General features: G+C 48.6%; 15 protein-coding genes and 1 other RNA gene. 6 read left to right on the forward strand and 10 right to left on the reverse strand.

Annotation, left to right across the window (positions count from 1 at the left end; genetic code table 11):
* Positions 1 to 158 precede the first annotated feature (158 nt).
* Positions 159 to 740 carry a primosomal replication protein PriC gene (gene priC / locus M1L23_RS01815; protein ID WP_252625321.1) on the forward strand — a complete coding sequence of 194 codons (582 nt, stop codon included), beginning with the start codon at positions 159 to 161 and terminating at the stop codon, positions 738 to 740.
* A gap of 8 nt (positions 741 to 748) precedes the next feature.
* On the opposite strand, the gene M1L23_RS01820 is transcribed toward priC, so the two are convergent.
* Together M1L23_RS01820 and M1L23_RS01825 are read right to left on the reverse strand one after the other, a co-directional pair.
* Complete coding sequence (locus M1L23_RS01820; protein WP_252625322.1) at positions 749 to 1,846, reverse strand: tryptophan 2,3-dioxygenase family protein; 1,098 nt, start codon at positions 1,844 to 1,846, stop codon at positions 749 to 751.
* Positions 1,843 to 2,601: an enoyl-CoA hydratase-related protein gene (locus M1L23_RS01825; RefSeq protein ID WP_252625323.1), complete on the reverse strand. Its 759-nt coding sequence runs from the start codon at positions 2,599 to 2,601 to the stop codon at positions 1,843 to 1,845. The genes M1L23_RS01820 and M1L23_RS01825 overlap by 4 nt, the downstream gene beginning before the upstream one ends.
* Before the next feature lie 151 nt (positions 2,602 to 2,752).
* On the opposite strand from M1L23_RS01825, the gene ffs reads away from it, so the two are divergent.
* An RNA gene (gene ffs / locus M1L23_RS01830) (signal recognition particle sRNA small type) lies at positions 2,753 to 2,849 on the forward strand.
* A 28-nt stretch (positions 2,850 to 2,877) separates the two neighbouring features.
* Here ffs and M1L23_RS01835 read toward each other — a convergent pair.
* Together M1L23_RS01835 and M1L23_RS01840 are read right to left on the reverse strand one after the other, a co-directional pair.
* The gene (locus tag M1L23_RS01835) at positions 2,878 to 3,171 is read right to left on the reverse strand and encodes a late competence development ComFB family protein (RefSeq protein WP_252625324.1); all 294 of its coding nucleotides are present in this window, start codon (positions 3,169 to 3,171) and stop codon (positions 2,878 to 2,880) included.
* Positions 3,172 to 3,175: 4 nt separating this feature from the next.
* Entirely contained in the window at positions 3,176 to 4,264 is a 1,089-nt protein-coding gene (locus M1L23_RS01840) for a ketoacyl-ACP synthase III (RefSeq protein ID WP_252625325.1), read from the reverse strand.
* 127 nt (positions 4,265 to 4,391) lie between these two features.
* On the opposite strand from M1L23_RS01840, the gene M1L23_RS01845 reads away from it, so the two are divergent.
* Genes M1L23_RS01845 through M1L23_RS01860 form a run of 4 tightly spaced genes read left to right on the forward strand, consistent with a single transcriptional unit; the run spans position 4,392 to position 8,193 of the window.
* Positions 4,392 to 5,027, forward strand: coding sequence for a YajG family lipoprotein (locus M1L23_RS01845; RefSeq protein ID WP_252625326.1), 636 nt, complete (start codon positions 4,392 to 4,394; stop codon positions 5,025 to 5,027).
* Positions 5,028 to 5,058: 31 nt separating this feature from the next.
* Positions 5,059 to 5,622: a peptidylprolyl isomerase gene (locus M1L23_RS01850; RefSeq protein ID WP_252625415.1), complete on the forward strand. Its 564-nt coding sequence runs from the start codon at positions 5,059 to 5,061 to the stop codon at positions 5,620 to 5,622.
* Positions 5,623 to 5,650: 28 nt separating this feature from the next.
* The gene (locus tag M1L23_RS01855; protein ID WP_252625327.1) at positions 5,651 to 7,276 is read left to right on the forward strand and encodes an AmpG family muropeptide MFS transporter; all 1,626 of its coding nucleotides are present in this window, start codon (positions 5,651 to 5,653) and stop codon (positions 7,274 to 7,276) included.
* The gene (locus M1L23_RS01860; RefSeq protein WP_252625328.1) at positions 7,273 to 8,193 is read left to right on the forward strand and encodes a ketopantoate reductase family protein; all 921 of its coding nucleotides are present in this window, start codon (positions 7,273 to 7,275) and stop codon (positions 8,191 to 8,193) included. The genes M1L23_RS01855 and M1L23_RS01860 overlap by 4 nt, the downstream gene beginning before the upstream one ends.
* Here the strand turns inward: M1L23_RS01860 and M1L23_RS01865 are convergent.
* From M1L23_RS01865 to ettA, 6 genes are all read right to left on the reverse strand, one after another.
* Positions 8,190 to 10,049, reverse strand: a complete 1,860-nt coding sequence (locus M1L23_RS01865) for an ExeM/NucH family extracellular endonuclease (RefSeq protein ID WP_252625329.1) — start codon at positions 10,047 to 10,049, stop codon at positions 8,190 to 8,192. The genes M1L23_RS01860 and M1L23_RS01865 overlap by 4 nt on opposite strands.
* A 19-nt stretch (positions 10,050 to 10,068) precedes the next feature.
* The gene (ribBA, locus tag M1L23_RS01870; RefSeq protein ID WP_252625330.1) at positions 10,069 to 11,187 is read right to left on the reverse strand and encodes a bifunctional 3,4-dihydroxy-2-butanone-4-phosphate synthase/GTP cyclohydrolase II; all 1,119 of its coding nucleotides are present in this window, start codon (positions 11,185 to 11,187) and stop codon (positions 10,069 to 10,071) included.
* Positions 11,184 to 12,347, reverse strand: coding sequence for a bifunctional diaminohydroxyphosphoribosylaminopyrimidine deaminase/5-amino-6-(5-phosphoribosylamino)uracil reductase RibD (ribD, locus tag M1L23_RS01875; RefSeq protein WP_252625331.1), 1,164 nt, complete (start codon positions 12,345 to 12,347; stop codon positions 11,184 to 11,186). Before ribD ends, ribBA begins: the two co-directional genes overlap by 4 nt.
* A 1-nt stretch (position 12,348) precedes the next feature.
* Positions 12,349 to 12,798: a transcriptional regulator NrdR gene (gene nrdR, locus M1L23_RS01880; RefSeq protein ID WP_252625332.1), complete on the reverse strand. Its 450-nt coding sequence runs from the start codon at positions 12,796 to 12,798 to the stop codon at positions 12,349 to 12,351.
* A 93-nt stretch (positions 12,799 to 12,891) separates the two neighbouring features.
* A complete protein-coding gene (gene glyA / locus M1L23_RS01885; protein WP_252625333.1) occupies positions 12,892 to 14,148 on the reverse strand; it encodes a serine hydroxymethyltransferase in 1,257 nt (418 codons plus the stop codon).
* Positions 14,149 to 14,237: 89 nt separating this feature from the next.
* The gene (gene ettA, locus M1L23_RS01890) at positions 14,238 to 15,905 is read right to left on the reverse strand and encodes an energy-dependent translational throttle protein EttA (protein ID WP_252625334.1); all 1,668 of its coding nucleotides are present in this window, start codon (positions 15,903 to 15,905) and stop codon (positions 14,238 to 14,240) included.
* Between the last annotated feature and the right edge of the window lie 67 nt (positions 15,906 to 15,972).

The raw sequence follows: 15,972 nt of genomic DNA on the forward strand, positions 1-15,972 counted from the left end.
AATTTTCTCTCCAAAGTGGAAATAAACCGTGCCATCAGGCCCTTTTATATCAAATGCAATAGTGGAAAATAATTTTGCTCAACGAATAAATATCTAACTATTTTTTGCAGTTATGGAATAATCAAGCCCAACTTCACTTATTTGGAGCCAGCTACACCATGAACAATTCGCAAGAGTCTGTTGTTTTATTTAATCAACTCTATGCAAAGGCTGAGGAAGCAGCAACCGAGCTAGCTCGCCCATGGTTCGATAAAAGTTTGTTTAGCTGTCGCAGTACTATTATTAGCGACTATGTGAAAGAAGCCGAAAACACTTGGCAGCGGTGCCAACAGCTTAGCCAAACATCCGCTGGCAACAGCGCTCAACACAATTGGCTAATTGCTCGCTTAGAGCAACAATTAAACACCTTGGTGCAGGCGCTTTACCGCAGCAAGCCGCCACAAGCTAGGTCGGTAACTAAGGCGCAACTTCATGCCCAGCAGGAAAAGTTAACCACCGATTTATTAGGGTTATACCAACAGTTAAAAACCTATAAAGAATATGAAGTGCGGTTAGGTGACAACTTACGGGTGGTGCAACAGCAATTAACGCTGCATTCGCAAAGTAACACCACCACAATTAAGCAAGCTAATGAACAGCAAGCAACCCAACAACAGGTGTTGGTAGCTCAGCAACGGCTACAGCGTTGCCAAAAGGCAATTACTGCCGTTGAACGAGCAATTGCCAAGCTAGAAAGTTAGGCTTCTCGCTACTTACGTCGTAACGCCTGTTTTACGCTTTCAGGTAGCGGTGGTAGTATCCGCTTTGGCAATAAATAGGTAGCTAAATTCATAAAATCAGCAAACACCCGGTTGCGCTCGGTGGTTTTCCGTAAGTATTCGTGCCCCGACGAGCCGCCCGTACCAATTTTACTACCCAGCATACGTTGCACCATCATGACATGGCGAAAACGCCAAATAGTTAGCTGCTCGTCAATATCTACCAAGCTATTTAATACTTGCCAGGGTAAGTTAAACACTGGCTCTTCACGGTACATATAAATAAACAGCGCTGCTTGCATGGCTTGTTGCGACAAGCGCACTCGCCCTTCTGCCTGTAACTTGGCGTATTCTTGGTCGTCGAACAAAGCAACAAAATTTGCCTTGGTGGCGGCTAAGGCGGCTAATTCCGCAGCACGCTCGGCATCGGTAAGCAAATCATTACTCTCTACTATCGCTTCATCGTGGGCCATTTCCGTTGCTATTGCGCTTTGGTAATGCTGCCAAAAGGAAAAGTCGGGCGTTTCTAAAAATGGCATACGGCTTAGCCAGGCATCTACATAGCTAAACAAGTCTGGCTCTTGTTCAAGTTGTTCTAAATAAGCCCGATCACTATCGTTAATGCGGCTATAAAAAGACTCCTGATCAAAAGCCACCCGCCGATCGCGATTCAAACCTAGGCTTATTTCTAGCGCTTTAAACTGAATGCTTTGAAACCCACTGGCCGGTACCAAATAATCGCGAAACTCAAGAAAGTCTTGCGCTGTCATGGTTTCAATCACTTTTATTTGTTGGTTTAGCAGCTCTTGAATTACTACCACTCGGTGCAGCCTATGCACCACAGTCATTAATTGTTCGTCGGGCAAGTACTCTGCTTTAAACAAGCCATGCACCGAGCGTAGTTCATGCAGCATTTGTTTAAACCACAGTTCATAGGCTTGGTGCACCACAATAAATAAGGTTTCATCGTGAGCTTCAGGACCATACTTAGGGCTTACTGGCTGTTGGGCGTCTAACAATTTATTTAACTGTAGGTAGTCGCCATAATAAACCGGATCAGGCTTTCTTCGTTTTTTAAACTCGCTCATAAGCTACCTGCCTTAGCAGCAATAATTGCCTGTGTAGCTGGGCTGGCTAATATTTTTAAAAAGTCTTTTAACTCTAACGCAATACGCTCGGGCACAGGCTGAAACGGGGTTTTTAATAGTTTTTTGCTTAACCGTAAGCTGGCCCGCGGTTTGGCCGCCAGCGCCTGCATTACCTCAGCCACGGTTTGTTCCAGTTCAGCTAAAGGCACCACCTTGTTTACCATATTAAATTGCTGGGCTGTATGGCCATCTATGGTTTCACCTAGCAACAGCAGCTCCGACGCTTTCACATGGCCACACAACAACGGCAGTAATTGGCTTGAAGCCGCCTCTGGCACTAACCCCATATCTACAAAAGGCATCACAAAGCGAGCCGTATCTGCCGCGTACACTAGGTCGCAGTGTAGTAATAAGGTGGTACCAATACCAACCGCAGGCCCCTGTACAGCTGCAACAATTGGCACATGCACAGAAGAAATTGTGGTTAAAAGCTGAAACACCGGTGCATTAGCGTTCATTTCGCCGTGGCGTAAAAAGTCTGCTAAATCGTTGCCAGCACAAAACACATCGCCAGCACCGGTAATAAGTACCGCAGCAATGTCATCTGCGCGCGCATTGGCGCCTAGCAATGCGTCATTCATAGTTTGGTACATGTGCTGGGTTAAAGCGTTTTTCTTGGCTGGCCTATTCAAATGAATACGTAGCACGCCATTTTCTTCGCTTACTTCTACGTGGGTTGTTACATCTGTGCTCATGTTATCCCTCTTATTATTGTCATTGCTTTTTATTACAGCGTTTATGGCCACTTCCTAGCCAAACTGGCTGTTTTCTGCGCACCCCTGCTTTTAAAAGCGGTTATGCCTTGAGTCTTATCACCAGTTCTTGCATAATGCTTGCCGGTGGCCCTGCGGGTCCCCTCGCAACATGAACCAGCGAACCCGGTCAGGCCCGGAAGGGAGCAGCCGTAGTTGGGGTAGTGTGTGCCGGGGTGCGGCTGGTAGGGTCACCACCTCTTATTTAACCATCAAACTTTAACGCCTACGCTCTTCTTCGTTTGGATTATCTTTTTGGCGCTGTTCTAAATACGTCAACACACTCTGCACTGTTTCTTTTACACGCTCATTCATGTCAGCACGCTCTTGTTGCGACAGAAAGAAAGCCATGTCTACTTCATAACGAATGTAGCGTGGTGGTAATTTATTCAACACCAAGCAACATAAGTCTGCAATAAACTCTTTCTCGAAGCGCAGGTGTAAATCCTGCGCATAAATGTGTTCCATAACTAACTGTTCGTAATAATTACGTATGTCATCATTGACGCTCATATTTTTAGTCGCCTCTTTTTTTAGCCCACGCTGCAACTGCGCTTTGGTGCAATGGCAAAATAAGTTCAAGCGCAGTTTGGCCGTTATCGGCTAGCGTTTTCTGGTTATTGTTAATTGGCGTCACCCGCTCGCCCCAACGAATCAACCCAGCACCACAAGTTAAGCCCCCGCCAAACACCGCCGACATAATAGTATCACCAGGTTTAACCATACCTGTTTCTAGCGCTTCACAAAACGCTATGGGCAAGGTTGCCGACGAGGTATTACCGTATTTTTGTATATTCACCATGGTCTTTCCTTCTGGCACCTTACACATTTTAGCCAGAAAATCGATCAGTCGCTTATTCGCTTGGTGTGGAATTAGCGCGTCAATATCGTCTACGGTTTTACCGGTTTGTTTAAATACGTCGTCTATCGCCGCACTCATGCCTTTTACCGCGCGCTTAAATATTTCTTGGCCTTCAAAATTAAACTCCATTACACCATCAAAGTCATAGCGGTCGAAGCTCAAGCCAAAATCGAGGCTCAGCACATCCCGTGCTTCGGCGTCACAGGTAACCTTCGAGGCCAACAAACCCACTTCTTGCTCACTGGCTTCTAACACCATAGCGCCCGCTCCGTCACCAAACAACACCGCACTTTCTCGTTGTGTCCAGTCTAAAATGCGGGTTAAGCGCTCGGCCCCAATAATGAGCACTTTTTTGTGCATACCAGTACGAATTGCCGCCGTAGCGTAATGCATGGCGTATAAAAAACTACTACAGGCTGCATTTAAATCAAACGCAGCAGCATGAGTGGCACCTATTTCTTGCTGCACCTTCGACGCCATATTGGGAATAATTTCGTCCGCCGTACAGGAGCCCACAATAATGAGGTCTATTTCTTTGGCATCTAAGTTAGCGGCGGCCAAGGCATTTTCAGCAGCTATGCGCGCCAATACCGACGTGCCCACGTAACTCACACGCCGCTCTTCAATACCAGTACGGGTGCGAATCCACTCGTCTGAAGTATCTAAAAAGGTCGCCAGGTCGTCGTTCGTCATAATGGCTGGCGGTACACATTTACCCCAGCCGGTAATTTCAGCGTATGTCATTCTAGGAAGTTCCTCTTTAACCGCCACAACATGTAAGACAGAGTATAAGCCCACAACACAGAGCGTGACTCATATAACCTAATCGTATACCTTAATGGGCAGAACAAAAACCCTAAACGAGGCTTTGATGTTAAAGCGTTCATTTATTAAACCTTTTGCCCTCATGGTGGCTGCTTTAAGCAGCATATTGGTTGGCTGTGCCAGTACCGAACTTGCTCCGCTACAACTTCAGCCGCCTAGCTTAGCACCGCCCACCGCTACTTTAGCCATGCAGCGTGTGCGGCCGCAAAGTGCACGCTTAGTGGTGCTCGACCAACGGCCCCAGCACCATGCCCTGCGTTTGCACCAAGGTAACAAGCCAGCCCAGTTTGCTACCCTTAAAACCCCCATTGCTACGCTTATTCGCCAACAGCTGTTACCTTATGTGCGTCATCAGCCCGATCATGCACTGCTATTGCAGCTCACCGTCGACCAAGGGCTATGCATTGCGGAACAAACATTTACTCAGCACAATATGAATTGCACCTTTGTGTTGCAAGTGAGTGCGCAGGTGCCAAACAGCTCGTGGACTAAAACCTACACTCGCACCCGTAGCCGCGAAGGCAAGCTCAGCCTTAGCAATGAATATGTTCAAACCGACATTGTTGCTGTTTTAAACAGCGCCCTAAGCGACTTTATCAACGACCCGGAATTTTATAGCTGGTTAAATACCTATGTACCTAACGCTGCACATGTTATCGAGGAAGCTGCCAATGCGTTTTAAGTTTATTGCCCTTATCATCGCCACCTTCGCCATGCTTGCAACGCCAACAGTTTTTGCCAGCCAGCCAGCCGAACTTCAGCCCGACAATTACTTTCCCCGGCTAAAGTTTGTAACCAGCAAAGGCGACATGGTGGTAGAGCTTAACCGTATGCGAGCGCCACTTACAGTGGCTAATTTTCTACGTTATGTGGCCGACGGCAGCTATAACAACACTCACTTTCATCGGGTTATCGACAACTTTGTGGTGCAAGGCGGTGGCTTTACCCCCAACTGGACCGAATTACCTACTTACGACCCCGTAGTTAATGAAAGTGGCAACGGCTTAACCAATAGCTATGGCACCATTGCTATGGCCCGCCAGTCAAACCCCCATAGTGCGCTACGGCAGTTTTACTTCAATAGCAACGACAACGACAGCCTCAACCCAAGCCCGCGGCGTTGGGGCTATACGGTGTTTGGTCAGGTTATCGAAAATGCCGAATTACTGCGCACCTTAGCCGCAGTAAAAACCGGCCCGCACGCGCAAACCGGCTACGACAACGTACCTATCGAACCCCTTATGCTTATTCGTATTGAACTACTACCAATTGAATAGCTTTATTTGCTAACAGGAACGCCTGCCAATGGCACAGCACCAAGCCCCTCGCGGCATTATGAACATTGTTCGATTTTACACTCAGCGTCGCCTGCTCACTATTTTTTTGCTCGGCATGGCCAGTGGTTACCCTTGGGTAATGATCGGCTCGTCCATGTCGGCCTGGCTCAACGAAGCCGGCATGACCCGCAGCGCCATTGGCTATTTTGGTGCTGTGTATGTTATGTATTCAATAAACTTTTTATGGTCGCCACTTATCGACAGGCTAAAAATACCCTTACTTAGTCGCTGGTTAGGGCAACGTCGTAGCTGGATTTTATTTTGCCAAATAGGCTTGGCAATAACCTGCTTTGCCCTGTCGTTCATAAATTTTGAAATTCATTCACTAACCACCGCAGGCCTTATTGCATTAGCTATTGCCACTTTTTCTGCCACCCAAGACATCGCCATCGACGCCTACCGTATCGACTCTATTGGCGAATACGAAAGTGGCGTGCAGTCGGCTGCAGCAGCTATGGCCACTTCAGGGTGGTGGACAGGTTTTGCCGCCATCGGCAGCATTCCATTCTTTTTAAGTGAACTCCCCGGCTGGAACTGGCCCACCATATACAAAGGTTTAGCCATGGTTATGGTGCTACTAATGGCTGGCGTGTGGTTAGCCCGCGAGCCCGTTACAAACCGCGCCCAACTGCAACATGAAGCCGAACAAAGTTACCTGGCCGTTGCCCTAAGCCGCCCCCTACTTTCCCTTAGCTTGCCGGTTATTGGCTTTGCCGTTATTACCTTGCTGGCGTTGGCTATTACCCAAATGGGCGAAGCCAGTCGTAATTTATGGCTTGTTTGGGGCGCTATGCAACTCGGCTTAGTGGTGGCAATGGTGCGCAGCCTCATGGCGCTCGAACAAAAAAGCCTCGGTTTGATCACTATGAACACTATCGACAACGCCCGTATTCGTATTCAGCACCGTATGGCCGCCTGGCTTATTGTTACCATGATCGAACCCCTAGCCGAATTTTTCCGCCGTAATGGTGTGAGCTTTGCCCTGTCTATTTTATTATTTGTGCTGTTATTTAAAGTGGGCGAAGCCTTTCTTGGCCGTATGTCTATTGTGTTCTATCAAGAAGTGGGCTTTACCAACCAGCAAATTGGGCTTTATTCCAAACTACTCAACTGGTGGATCACCATTGTGTTCTCACTTATTGGTAGTTATGTCACCATGCGCGCCGGCATTGTTAAAGGCTTATTTATTGGTGGCTCGGCCATGGCCTTAAGCAATTTATTCTTTGCCGTCCTTGCTGTTACTGGTCCTAGCGTGCCACTTCTTACCGCCGCCGTGGTGGTCGACGGCTTTACCTCTGCTTGGTCTACGGTAGCTTTTGTGGCTTTAATTAGCCTAATGACCAACCGTGCCTTTACCGCTTCGCAGTATGCCCTTATGGCGTCTATCGCCACCCTTGGTCGTACCTTGCTAGGTAGCTATTCCGGTGCCTTGGTTGACTACCTCGACGGCAACTGGGCACTGTTTTTTGTGCTCACTACGCTAATGGTATTACCTAGTTTGCTATTTTTATGGAACATCCGTAAACCCATTCAGCGCCTTGAAGCCGAAGGCCGCCAGCGAGAATACGACCACCACAACAAGGACACCCCATGAGCCAAGCTTCTGTAACTGCACCCAGCTGGGTTATTGTTGGCACCGGCGCTGTCGGCAGCATTTTAGGTGCGCGCTTAATTCAGCAAGGCCAATCGGTGCATTTTGTACTGCGTAGCCCTGCCGAAAGTCAGCCAATGCAGTTAATAGTTACTGGCCATACGGAATTTTCTGCGCCCATTAAAACCCATACGGCCCATTCGCTGCAGCTAATTCCCCCACAAGCCGTTTGGGTGTTTGCGGTAAAAGCATGGCAACTAGAAGACGCCCTAAGCGCCCATGGCCCTGCACTACAGCAGGCCCAACACATTATTATTAGCCATAACGGTTTAGGCGCCGCTGAAGCCATGTTGCAACAGTTAAACCCCACTCAATTAATCGACTGGGTTACTACTCACGGCGGTTGGCGACATTCACCCCAGCACACAGAACACAGCGGCCTAGGCCAAAGCTGGCTGGGCTTTCGGCACTCCAGCCCACGACCCACAGCGCCCACTTGGTGGCCGCTGTTCGCCAACGCCTTGCCCCCTGCCGAGTGGCACACCAACATTGCCCTGCGCCGCTGGCACAAATTAGCTATCAATTGCGCTATTAACCCCCTTGCCGCCCTTGCCAACGCACCCAATGGTGAATTACAGGCCCCGCAATACCAAGGCCAGTTGCAAGCCGTGTGTGAAGAAGTTGCCGCAGTAATGGCCGCAGAATTAAACTTGCCCGTTAGCGCCAGCGAACTTCTAGCGCAAGTCCAGCAGGTTATTCAAGCCACGGCTAAAAACATCAACTCAATGTTGCAAGACCTACGCGCCCAGCGACCAACAGAAATCGACTATTTAAATGGTTTCGTGCATAAAAAAGGTCGGCAACATAAGGTGCCGACCCCGGTGAATACCATGCTATGGAAAGAAATTACTCAGGTTTAGTTAATTAACCCGGTGTCTACCGCAATCACCACTGGGTTACGCTCTACCGAACGGTACATATCTTCTTGATACCAAACGTTCTGGTGGCGGTAAGTCTTGCCATTAATTTCATAGTTAAACGCCTCTGGCTCGTCGGCATTCACTTTCCACGTATCGGCAGCAACCACCGCATTGCGAATACTACTGGCTACAAAAATATGGTCGAGCGAACCAACCATACCCTCTTCAACCGTTGTATAAGGCTTAACAGCCAAAGTTTCTGCCGCATTAAAGTAACCAGCTGCTTTAATTAAGCGAGCAGGATCTTCTAAAGTATAAGCATTAAAGTCACCGGCAATAACCACTGGCGCCGCACTATTACCAGTGGGGTTCGTGGCAAGCCAATTCAATAATGTTTGCGTTGCTTCGCGGCGTGCTAAACTTGCACAGGCTTGGCCGTCGCCATGATTCTTAAGTAATTCGCTGGCGTTATTGTCATCGTCACAATCACGCTCTGCAAATTGGTTACCAACCACAGTAAAACCCTTGCCCGAAACAATATGGGTAAAGGTTTGTGCTACAGCGGGCTGGTTCAAATCACCGTTAAAATGGCCGCTTGTTAACGCTGCTGCCACTCCGGCTTGGCTAACGCGATCTTGGCGGTACACAATACCATTAGTTTCATCGTCGTTGCCTAATGGGCCTGCTGCAAATTCAACAAACGCATAAGGGGTGCCTTCTTCAGCTTCGTTAAGCATATTTACTAAGTCAACAATACCACTGGCTGGGCCCGTACCATTGTTTGGCAGCTCTTGCAGTACATATACATCTGCATCTAAACCACTAAACAAGGCCTGAATTTTCGGCCGCTGGCGGCTAAAGCTATGGGTACCTGGTATGTATTGCCATAAGTTTATGGTCGCTACCCGAAATTCATTGGCATCTCTTGGCGGCTCATCAACACCTTCTACTTCGCCCACTTTGGGTTTTGCCGGCCGATGGTTGGTAGGCACAAAGGTTGGTACTTCGGAAGGGTGTAACCGATACACACCATCTTTTTTCGCTAACACACCTTGTAAGCCAAGTACTCGGTCGCCTATGCGCACTGGGTTGTACGAAAGTAATTCTGGCGCAGGGTAAATAACCGACTCTGGGTTTTCAACAAAAGAGCCGTCATCTAACACCAACGACATAAGTTTATAGCGCTCCGCATAGGTATTTGCTGCACTACCTGGTGCCATTACTTCCGTTGGGTAACTTAATACTTCAGTGGCCAGTAACAGCTCACCTTCCTCAGCTAAATTTTCATGGTCAGTAACATATTCAACACCCGCTAAACGAACTGCCATGCCTTCATAACGGTCTAAGCTAGCAATGCTGTCAATCGGAAACTTAATGTCTGAATACACAATAGTATTACCCGTTTTACAGGCAGCAATAGCTTCTACCGCACCAATTTGGGTATTGCCATTACTTTCCTGCACTACCCCACGCACCACCACTTCTTGGCCAATACGAATGGTAGTTTGCGCTGGGTGGTGAATAAACAAGCCTTGCGAGGCCGTTGCAGCATTATCAAAATTAGCTTTGTTCGCTTGAATATAAAAACCATTTAAGCGTTTGGCGCCTAAAAACTCCGCATGTACTACACCACTAACAGTTACCGTTTCACCTAACTTAGGGCTGCTTGCACCGGTACCTTGAATACTCGTAATAGGTAAGGTAGCTGCCGAACAACTTAAGTTACCTGTACTACCGCCGTCGCCACCAGTGTCGCCGCCACCATCACCGCCGCCACCGAAAACATCGTCCGACGAACCACACCCTGTTAGCAATACCACTAGTAATGCAGCCAGGCTGCCATACTTTAAAGCCATAATTAATTCCTTCGTTTTTTTAATGAGTATCTTCAATAAACTCGACAATTTCTAAGCCAAAGCCCGACAGCGACGAGTATTTTTTCGGTGAACTTAACAAACGCATTTTACCCACGCCTAAATTCGACAATATTTGCGAACCAACCCCCACATTTCGAGACTGATTCGACAAGGTCGCCTTTGGTCCAGTACCGCCTTTGTCTTCTGCTTCAAAGTGGCGCACTTGCTCTATTAAGTCTTTCGGACTTTGCTGCCGGCCCAGTAACACCAACACACCACCTTCTTCGGCAATTTTGCGCATAGCGCGATATAAAGGCCAGCTACGTCGAGTGGCACGGTCTGTCGCCAACAAGTCGTTAAAGGTGTCCTGTAAATGGACCCGAACCATAGTCGGTTGGTTCCCTTCAATAGCACCATTAACTAACGCAAAATGAACTTGGCCATCTACCGTGTCTTGGTAAGTCACACAATCAAATTCGCCATAACTAGTAGGTAAGCGACATTGCGCCACCCGCTCTACGGTATGCTCGGTTAGCGAGCGGTACTCAATTAAGTCGGCAATAGTACCCATTTTAATACCATGCTCTGCGGCAAACTTTTCTAAATCTGCGCGGCGCGCCATGGTGCCGTCTTCATTGAGTATTTCAACTATAACTGCTGCCGGCTCTAAGCCAGCCAATTTGGCTAAGTCACAACCTGCTTCCGTATGCCCAGCGCGGTTTAGCACCCCGCCTTCACGGGCCTTTAATGGAAAAATATGCCCTGGCATCACTAAGTCTGAAGGCTTGGCGTCTTTTGCTACCGCAGCCAAAACGGTGGTGGCCCTATCGGCCGCTGAAATACCTGTGGTTACGCCTTCAGTGGCCTCAATCGACACGGTGAAGTTAGTGGCGTAAGGCGAATTGTTTTGCCCCACCATTAAGGGTAAACGTAACTGCTGACAACGCTCTGCCGTTAGCGTTAAGCAAATTAGCCCACGGCCATAACGGGCCATAAAGTTAATGGCTTCGGGGGTCACACACTCGGCCGCCATAATTAGGTCGCCCTCGTTTTCCCGGTCTTCATCGTCCATAAGAATCACCATTTTGCCCGCTTTTATATCTTCAATAATCTCAGCAGTGGTGTTCAGTGTACTCATACTCGGGTTACTCCTTGGTTTGTGTTCGCTTGTTTACATACATAAATTAGTTTTACGTCGTGGCCTATGGGTTGTACCTCTTGCAAATGCAATTGCGGTACCTCAGCCATACTGTCGTATTGTGGCAGCGCCAGCATTGGCTGCGCACCTTGGCCCATTAGTTTGGGGCCAATATAAAGCCACAGCTCATTGGCTAACTGCTGCCCTACTAAAGCGCCCGCCAATTGGTGGCCAGCTTCACACCACACGGTATGAACATTCATTTTTGCCAGCGTTTTTAACAACGCTTTTAAGTCTACTTTACCGTGCCGATCAGGCACAATAAGCTCTTGCACATGGGCTGGGTAGTTAAGCCCTAAGGGTCGGGTACGAACCAAATAAACCGGCACCCCGTCGTCGAATATACCAGCGTTTAGTGGCACTCGGCCTAAGCTGTCAATCACCACCCGAATAGGTTGCTGCACGCAACGGTCGGCTTTGCTTACGGCCGGCGAAAACACGTCTGGCGGCATTTCATTTATACGCACATTTAAGCGTGGGTTGTCGTAAATAACCGTGTCAGCACCGGTTAAAATGGCACCCGCCAACGCCCGCCCTAATTGCACGTCGGCACGGGCTTGAGGCCCGGTAATCCATTTGCTTTCACCACTAGCTAAGGCTGTACGGCCATCAATACTTGCCGCTAGCTTTACTTGCACTAAAGGTAGGCCGGTTTTACAGCAATGCATAAAACCTTTATTTAATTTCGCTGCGGCACGGGCTTCTACGCCAACAAACACCTCAATGCCAGCGTTCCGTAGTTTTTCTATACCTCGCCCAGACACCGCCGCAAAGGGATCTTCCATCGCCACCACCACCCGCTTTAAGCCGGCGGCAATCAGCGCGTCGGCACAAGGCGGCGTACGCCCTTGGTGGCTACAGGGCTCTAGTGTTACATACGCGGTGCCGCCTCGGGCTTGTTCTCCGGCGGCGCGTAACGCATGCACTTCCGCATGGGCTTCACCCGCTCGCACATGCCAACCTTCGCCCACCACAGCGCCCGCCGCATTAATAATAACGCAGCCCACATTAGGGTTCGGGTGAGTAGTAAATCGGCCACGGCGCGCTAACACTAGCGCCCGCTGCATGTGGTGAGTGTCGTGGGGCAGTATGGTATTCATATTAGTCGTCAAGCCTGGCTATTTCTTCGCCAAACTCACCTAAATTTTCAAACGACCTATACACCGAAGCAAAACGAATATAAGCCACTTTGTCGAGCTGCTTTAAGGCTTCCATTACTAGGTTGCCAATATGTTTACTCGACACTTCGCGCTCGCCGGTGGCCCGCAGCGCCGACTTAATTGAATTCACATTTTTTTCAATCGCTTCCATACTTACCGGGCGTTTTTCTAAAGCCCGCAATAAACCAGCACGTAATTTGTCTTCATTAAAGGGCTCGCGGGCACCATTAGTTTTCACCACGCGAGGCATAACCAATTCAGCCGACTCAAAAGTAGTAAAACGTTCCTTGCATGCCGTACATTCACGCCGCCTGCGCACCGACATGCCGTCGGTTACTAAACGCGAGTCAATGACTTTGGTATCTTGCATATTACAAAATGGACAATGCAAAACGCTCTCCTTACTTTAATGGCCACCCATAAGGGTTTTACTGTTAAAAAAAGGGGGCAAAGGCTGCCCCCTACTTACACACAGTATAGAAGCTTAGCCGTATACTGGGAAGCGCGCACACAGTGCTTTTACTTCGTCACGTACACGGGCTTCAACGCTTTCGTCGCCTAGGTTGTCTAACACGTCGGCAATCCAGTTGGCTACTTGCTCGGCTTCCGCAACTTTAAAGCCACGGCGAGTAATAGCTGGGGTACCTAAACGCAAGCCAGACGTAACAAACGGCGAACGCGGGTCGTTTGGCACCGAGTTTTTATTCACAGTAATAAAGGCGCGGCCTAAAGCGGCATCGGCGTCTTTACCGGTAATATCTTTCTTAATCAGGTCAACCAAAAACAAATGGTTTTCTGTACCGTTCGACACAATGTCGTAGCCACGACTTTGCAGCACTTTTACCATGGCTTTGGCGTTGTCTAGCACTTGCTGTTGGTACACCTTGAATTCAGGCGCTAAGGCTTCTTTGAACGCCACTGCTTTGGCAGCAATCACGTGCATTAATGGGCCACCTTGGTTACCAGGGAACACCGCACTGTTTAGGCGTTTGTGTAATTCTGGGTCGTCTTTACCTGAAAGAATCATGCCGCTACGTGGGCCAGCCAAGGTTTTATGGGTGGTAGTGGTTACTACGTCGGCATAAGGTACCGGGTTCGGGTATAAGCCCGCAGCAACTAAACCAGCTACGTGAGCCATATCTACTAAAAAGTAAGCACCTACTTCGTCTGCAATATCGCGGAACTTTTTCCAGTCAATCACCCCAGAAAACGCCGAGAAACCAGCAATAATCATTTTCGGCTTATGCTTACGGGCTAGCTCAGCTACTTCCGCATAGTTAATGTCACCGGTTTCAGGGTCTAAACCATACTGCACCGCATTATAGTTTTTACCCGAAAAATTCACCGACGAACCATGGGTTAAGTGGCCGCCGTGGGCCAAGCTCATACCTAAAATGGTGTCGCCTGCATTCACTAACGCCATAAAGGCCGCGGTGTTTGCTTGTGAACCCGAATGGGGTTGTACGTTGGCGTAAGCAGCTGAAAACAGCTCTTTGGCACGGTCTATGGCTAAGTTTTCGGCAATATCAACAAACTCGCAACCACCGTAATAACGCTTGCCCGGGTAGCCTTCTGCGTATTTATTCGTTAGCTGCGAACCCTGTGCTTCAAGCACCGCGCGGCTTACGTAGTTTTCAGATGCAATCAGCTCAATATGCTCTTCTTGACGCTTATCTTCAGCTTGCATTGCAGCCCATAATTCTGGGTCGAACTCAGCAATAGAGGTATTACGGCTTTGCATGCGTACTCCTAACTTAAACAAAAAGAATGGGTCTTGCGCTTAAAGTATACCGCCTAAGCGCAAGCTTTAAAAACAAACGCAGCCCTAGCTTACTTGGCAATACGCTTATACTTAATACGGTGCGGCTCCATTGCGTCCGCGCCATAGGTTTTCTTCATATAGGCCTCATACTCACTGTAGTTACCCTCGTAGAAAGTCACTTCACCTTCGTCGCGGTAGTCAAGAATATGGGTAGCTATACGGTCTAAGAACCAACGGTCGTGCGATATCACCATAGCCGCGCCCGGAAACTCCAATAAGGCTTCTTCCAAGGCCCGTAAGGTTTCAATATCAAGGTCGTTGGTTGGTTCGTCTAATAATAGTAAGTTACCGCCTGCTTTTAATAGCTTAGCTAGGTGCACGCGGTTACGCTCACCACCGGAAAGTTCGCCAACAAATTTTTGCTGGTCGTTGCCACGGAAGTTAAAACGCCCTACATAAGCACGGCTAGGAATTTCGTAGTTGCCAATTTTTAGAATTTCATGGCCTTCCGAAATTTCTTGCCACACGGTTTTCTTTGGGTCCATGTCGTCACGGAACTGATCAACCGACGCCAACTTCACGGTTTCACCCAACTCTATGGTGCCCGAATCAGGCTGCTCCATGCCGTTAATCATACGGAACAAGGTCGACTTACCCGCCCCGTTCGGACCAATAATGCCCACAATAGCGCCCTTGGGCATACTAAAGCTTAGGTTATCAATGAGTAGCCGGTCGCCATAACTTTTACTTAAGCCATTCACCTCTACCACCTTGTCGCCTAAGCGTGGGCCAGGTGGAATAAACATTTCATTGGTTTCGTTACGCGCTTGGTGATCCGAACTTTGTAGCTCTTCAAAACGCGCCAGCCGCGCTTTACTTTTCGCTTGGCGGCCTTTGGGGTTTTCACGTACCCATTCAAGTTCTTTTTGAATCGACTTCTGGCGGGCTACTTCAGTGCGCTCTTCTTGCTTCAAACGGGCGTCTTTTTGCTCTAGCCAGCTTGAATAGTTGCCTTCCCACGGAATACCATGGCCACGGTCTAATTCAAGAATCCAGCCAGCTACGTTATCGAGGAAGTAACGGTCGTGGGTAATGGCTACCACAGTGCCTTCATAGTCGTGCAAGAAGCGCTCTAACCAAGCCACCGACTCAGCGTCTAAGTGGTTAGTAGGCTCGTCGAGCAGCAACATGTCTGGCTTTTCTAACAGCAACCGACAAATAGCTACCCGGCGGCGCTCACCACCAGAAAGATGTTCAATGGAAGCGTCCCAAGGGGGTAGGCGTAAGGCGTTCGCCGCGCGCTCAAGGGCGTTATCAAGGTTATGGCCGTCGTGGGCTTGAATAATGGCTTCTAATTCGCCTTGGCGTTTGGCTAGGGCGTCAAAGTCGGCACCTTCTTCTGCATAGGCAGTGTACACACTGTCTAGTTCGGTTAATGCATTAGCCACTTCAGCTACGGCTTCTTCAACAATTTCACGTACGGTTTTAGTTGGGTCAAGCACCGGCTCTTGTGGTAGGTAACCAATTTTAATACCCGCCTGTGGTATAGCTTCACCCTCAAACTCTTTGTCTACACCCGCCATAATGCGCAGCAAGGTCGACTTACCCGAACCGTTTAAACCCAGCACACCAATTTTAGCACCCGGGAAAAAGCTTAAAGAAATATCTTTTAAAATGGTACGCTTCGGGGGAACAACTTTACTAACCCGCTGCATACTAAATATGTATTGCGCCATGAATAAACCAATTCCTGTTCGAACGAAGAAATGAATAGGCTCAATAGTACCACATTGAATGATTCCA

It is taken from the genome of Aliidiomarina quisquiliarum, from assembly GCF_023922585.1.
GTDB classification, from domain to species: Bacteria; Pseudomonadota; Gammaproteobacteria; order Enterobacterales; family Alteromonadaceae; genus Aliidiomarina; species Aliidiomarina quisquiliarum.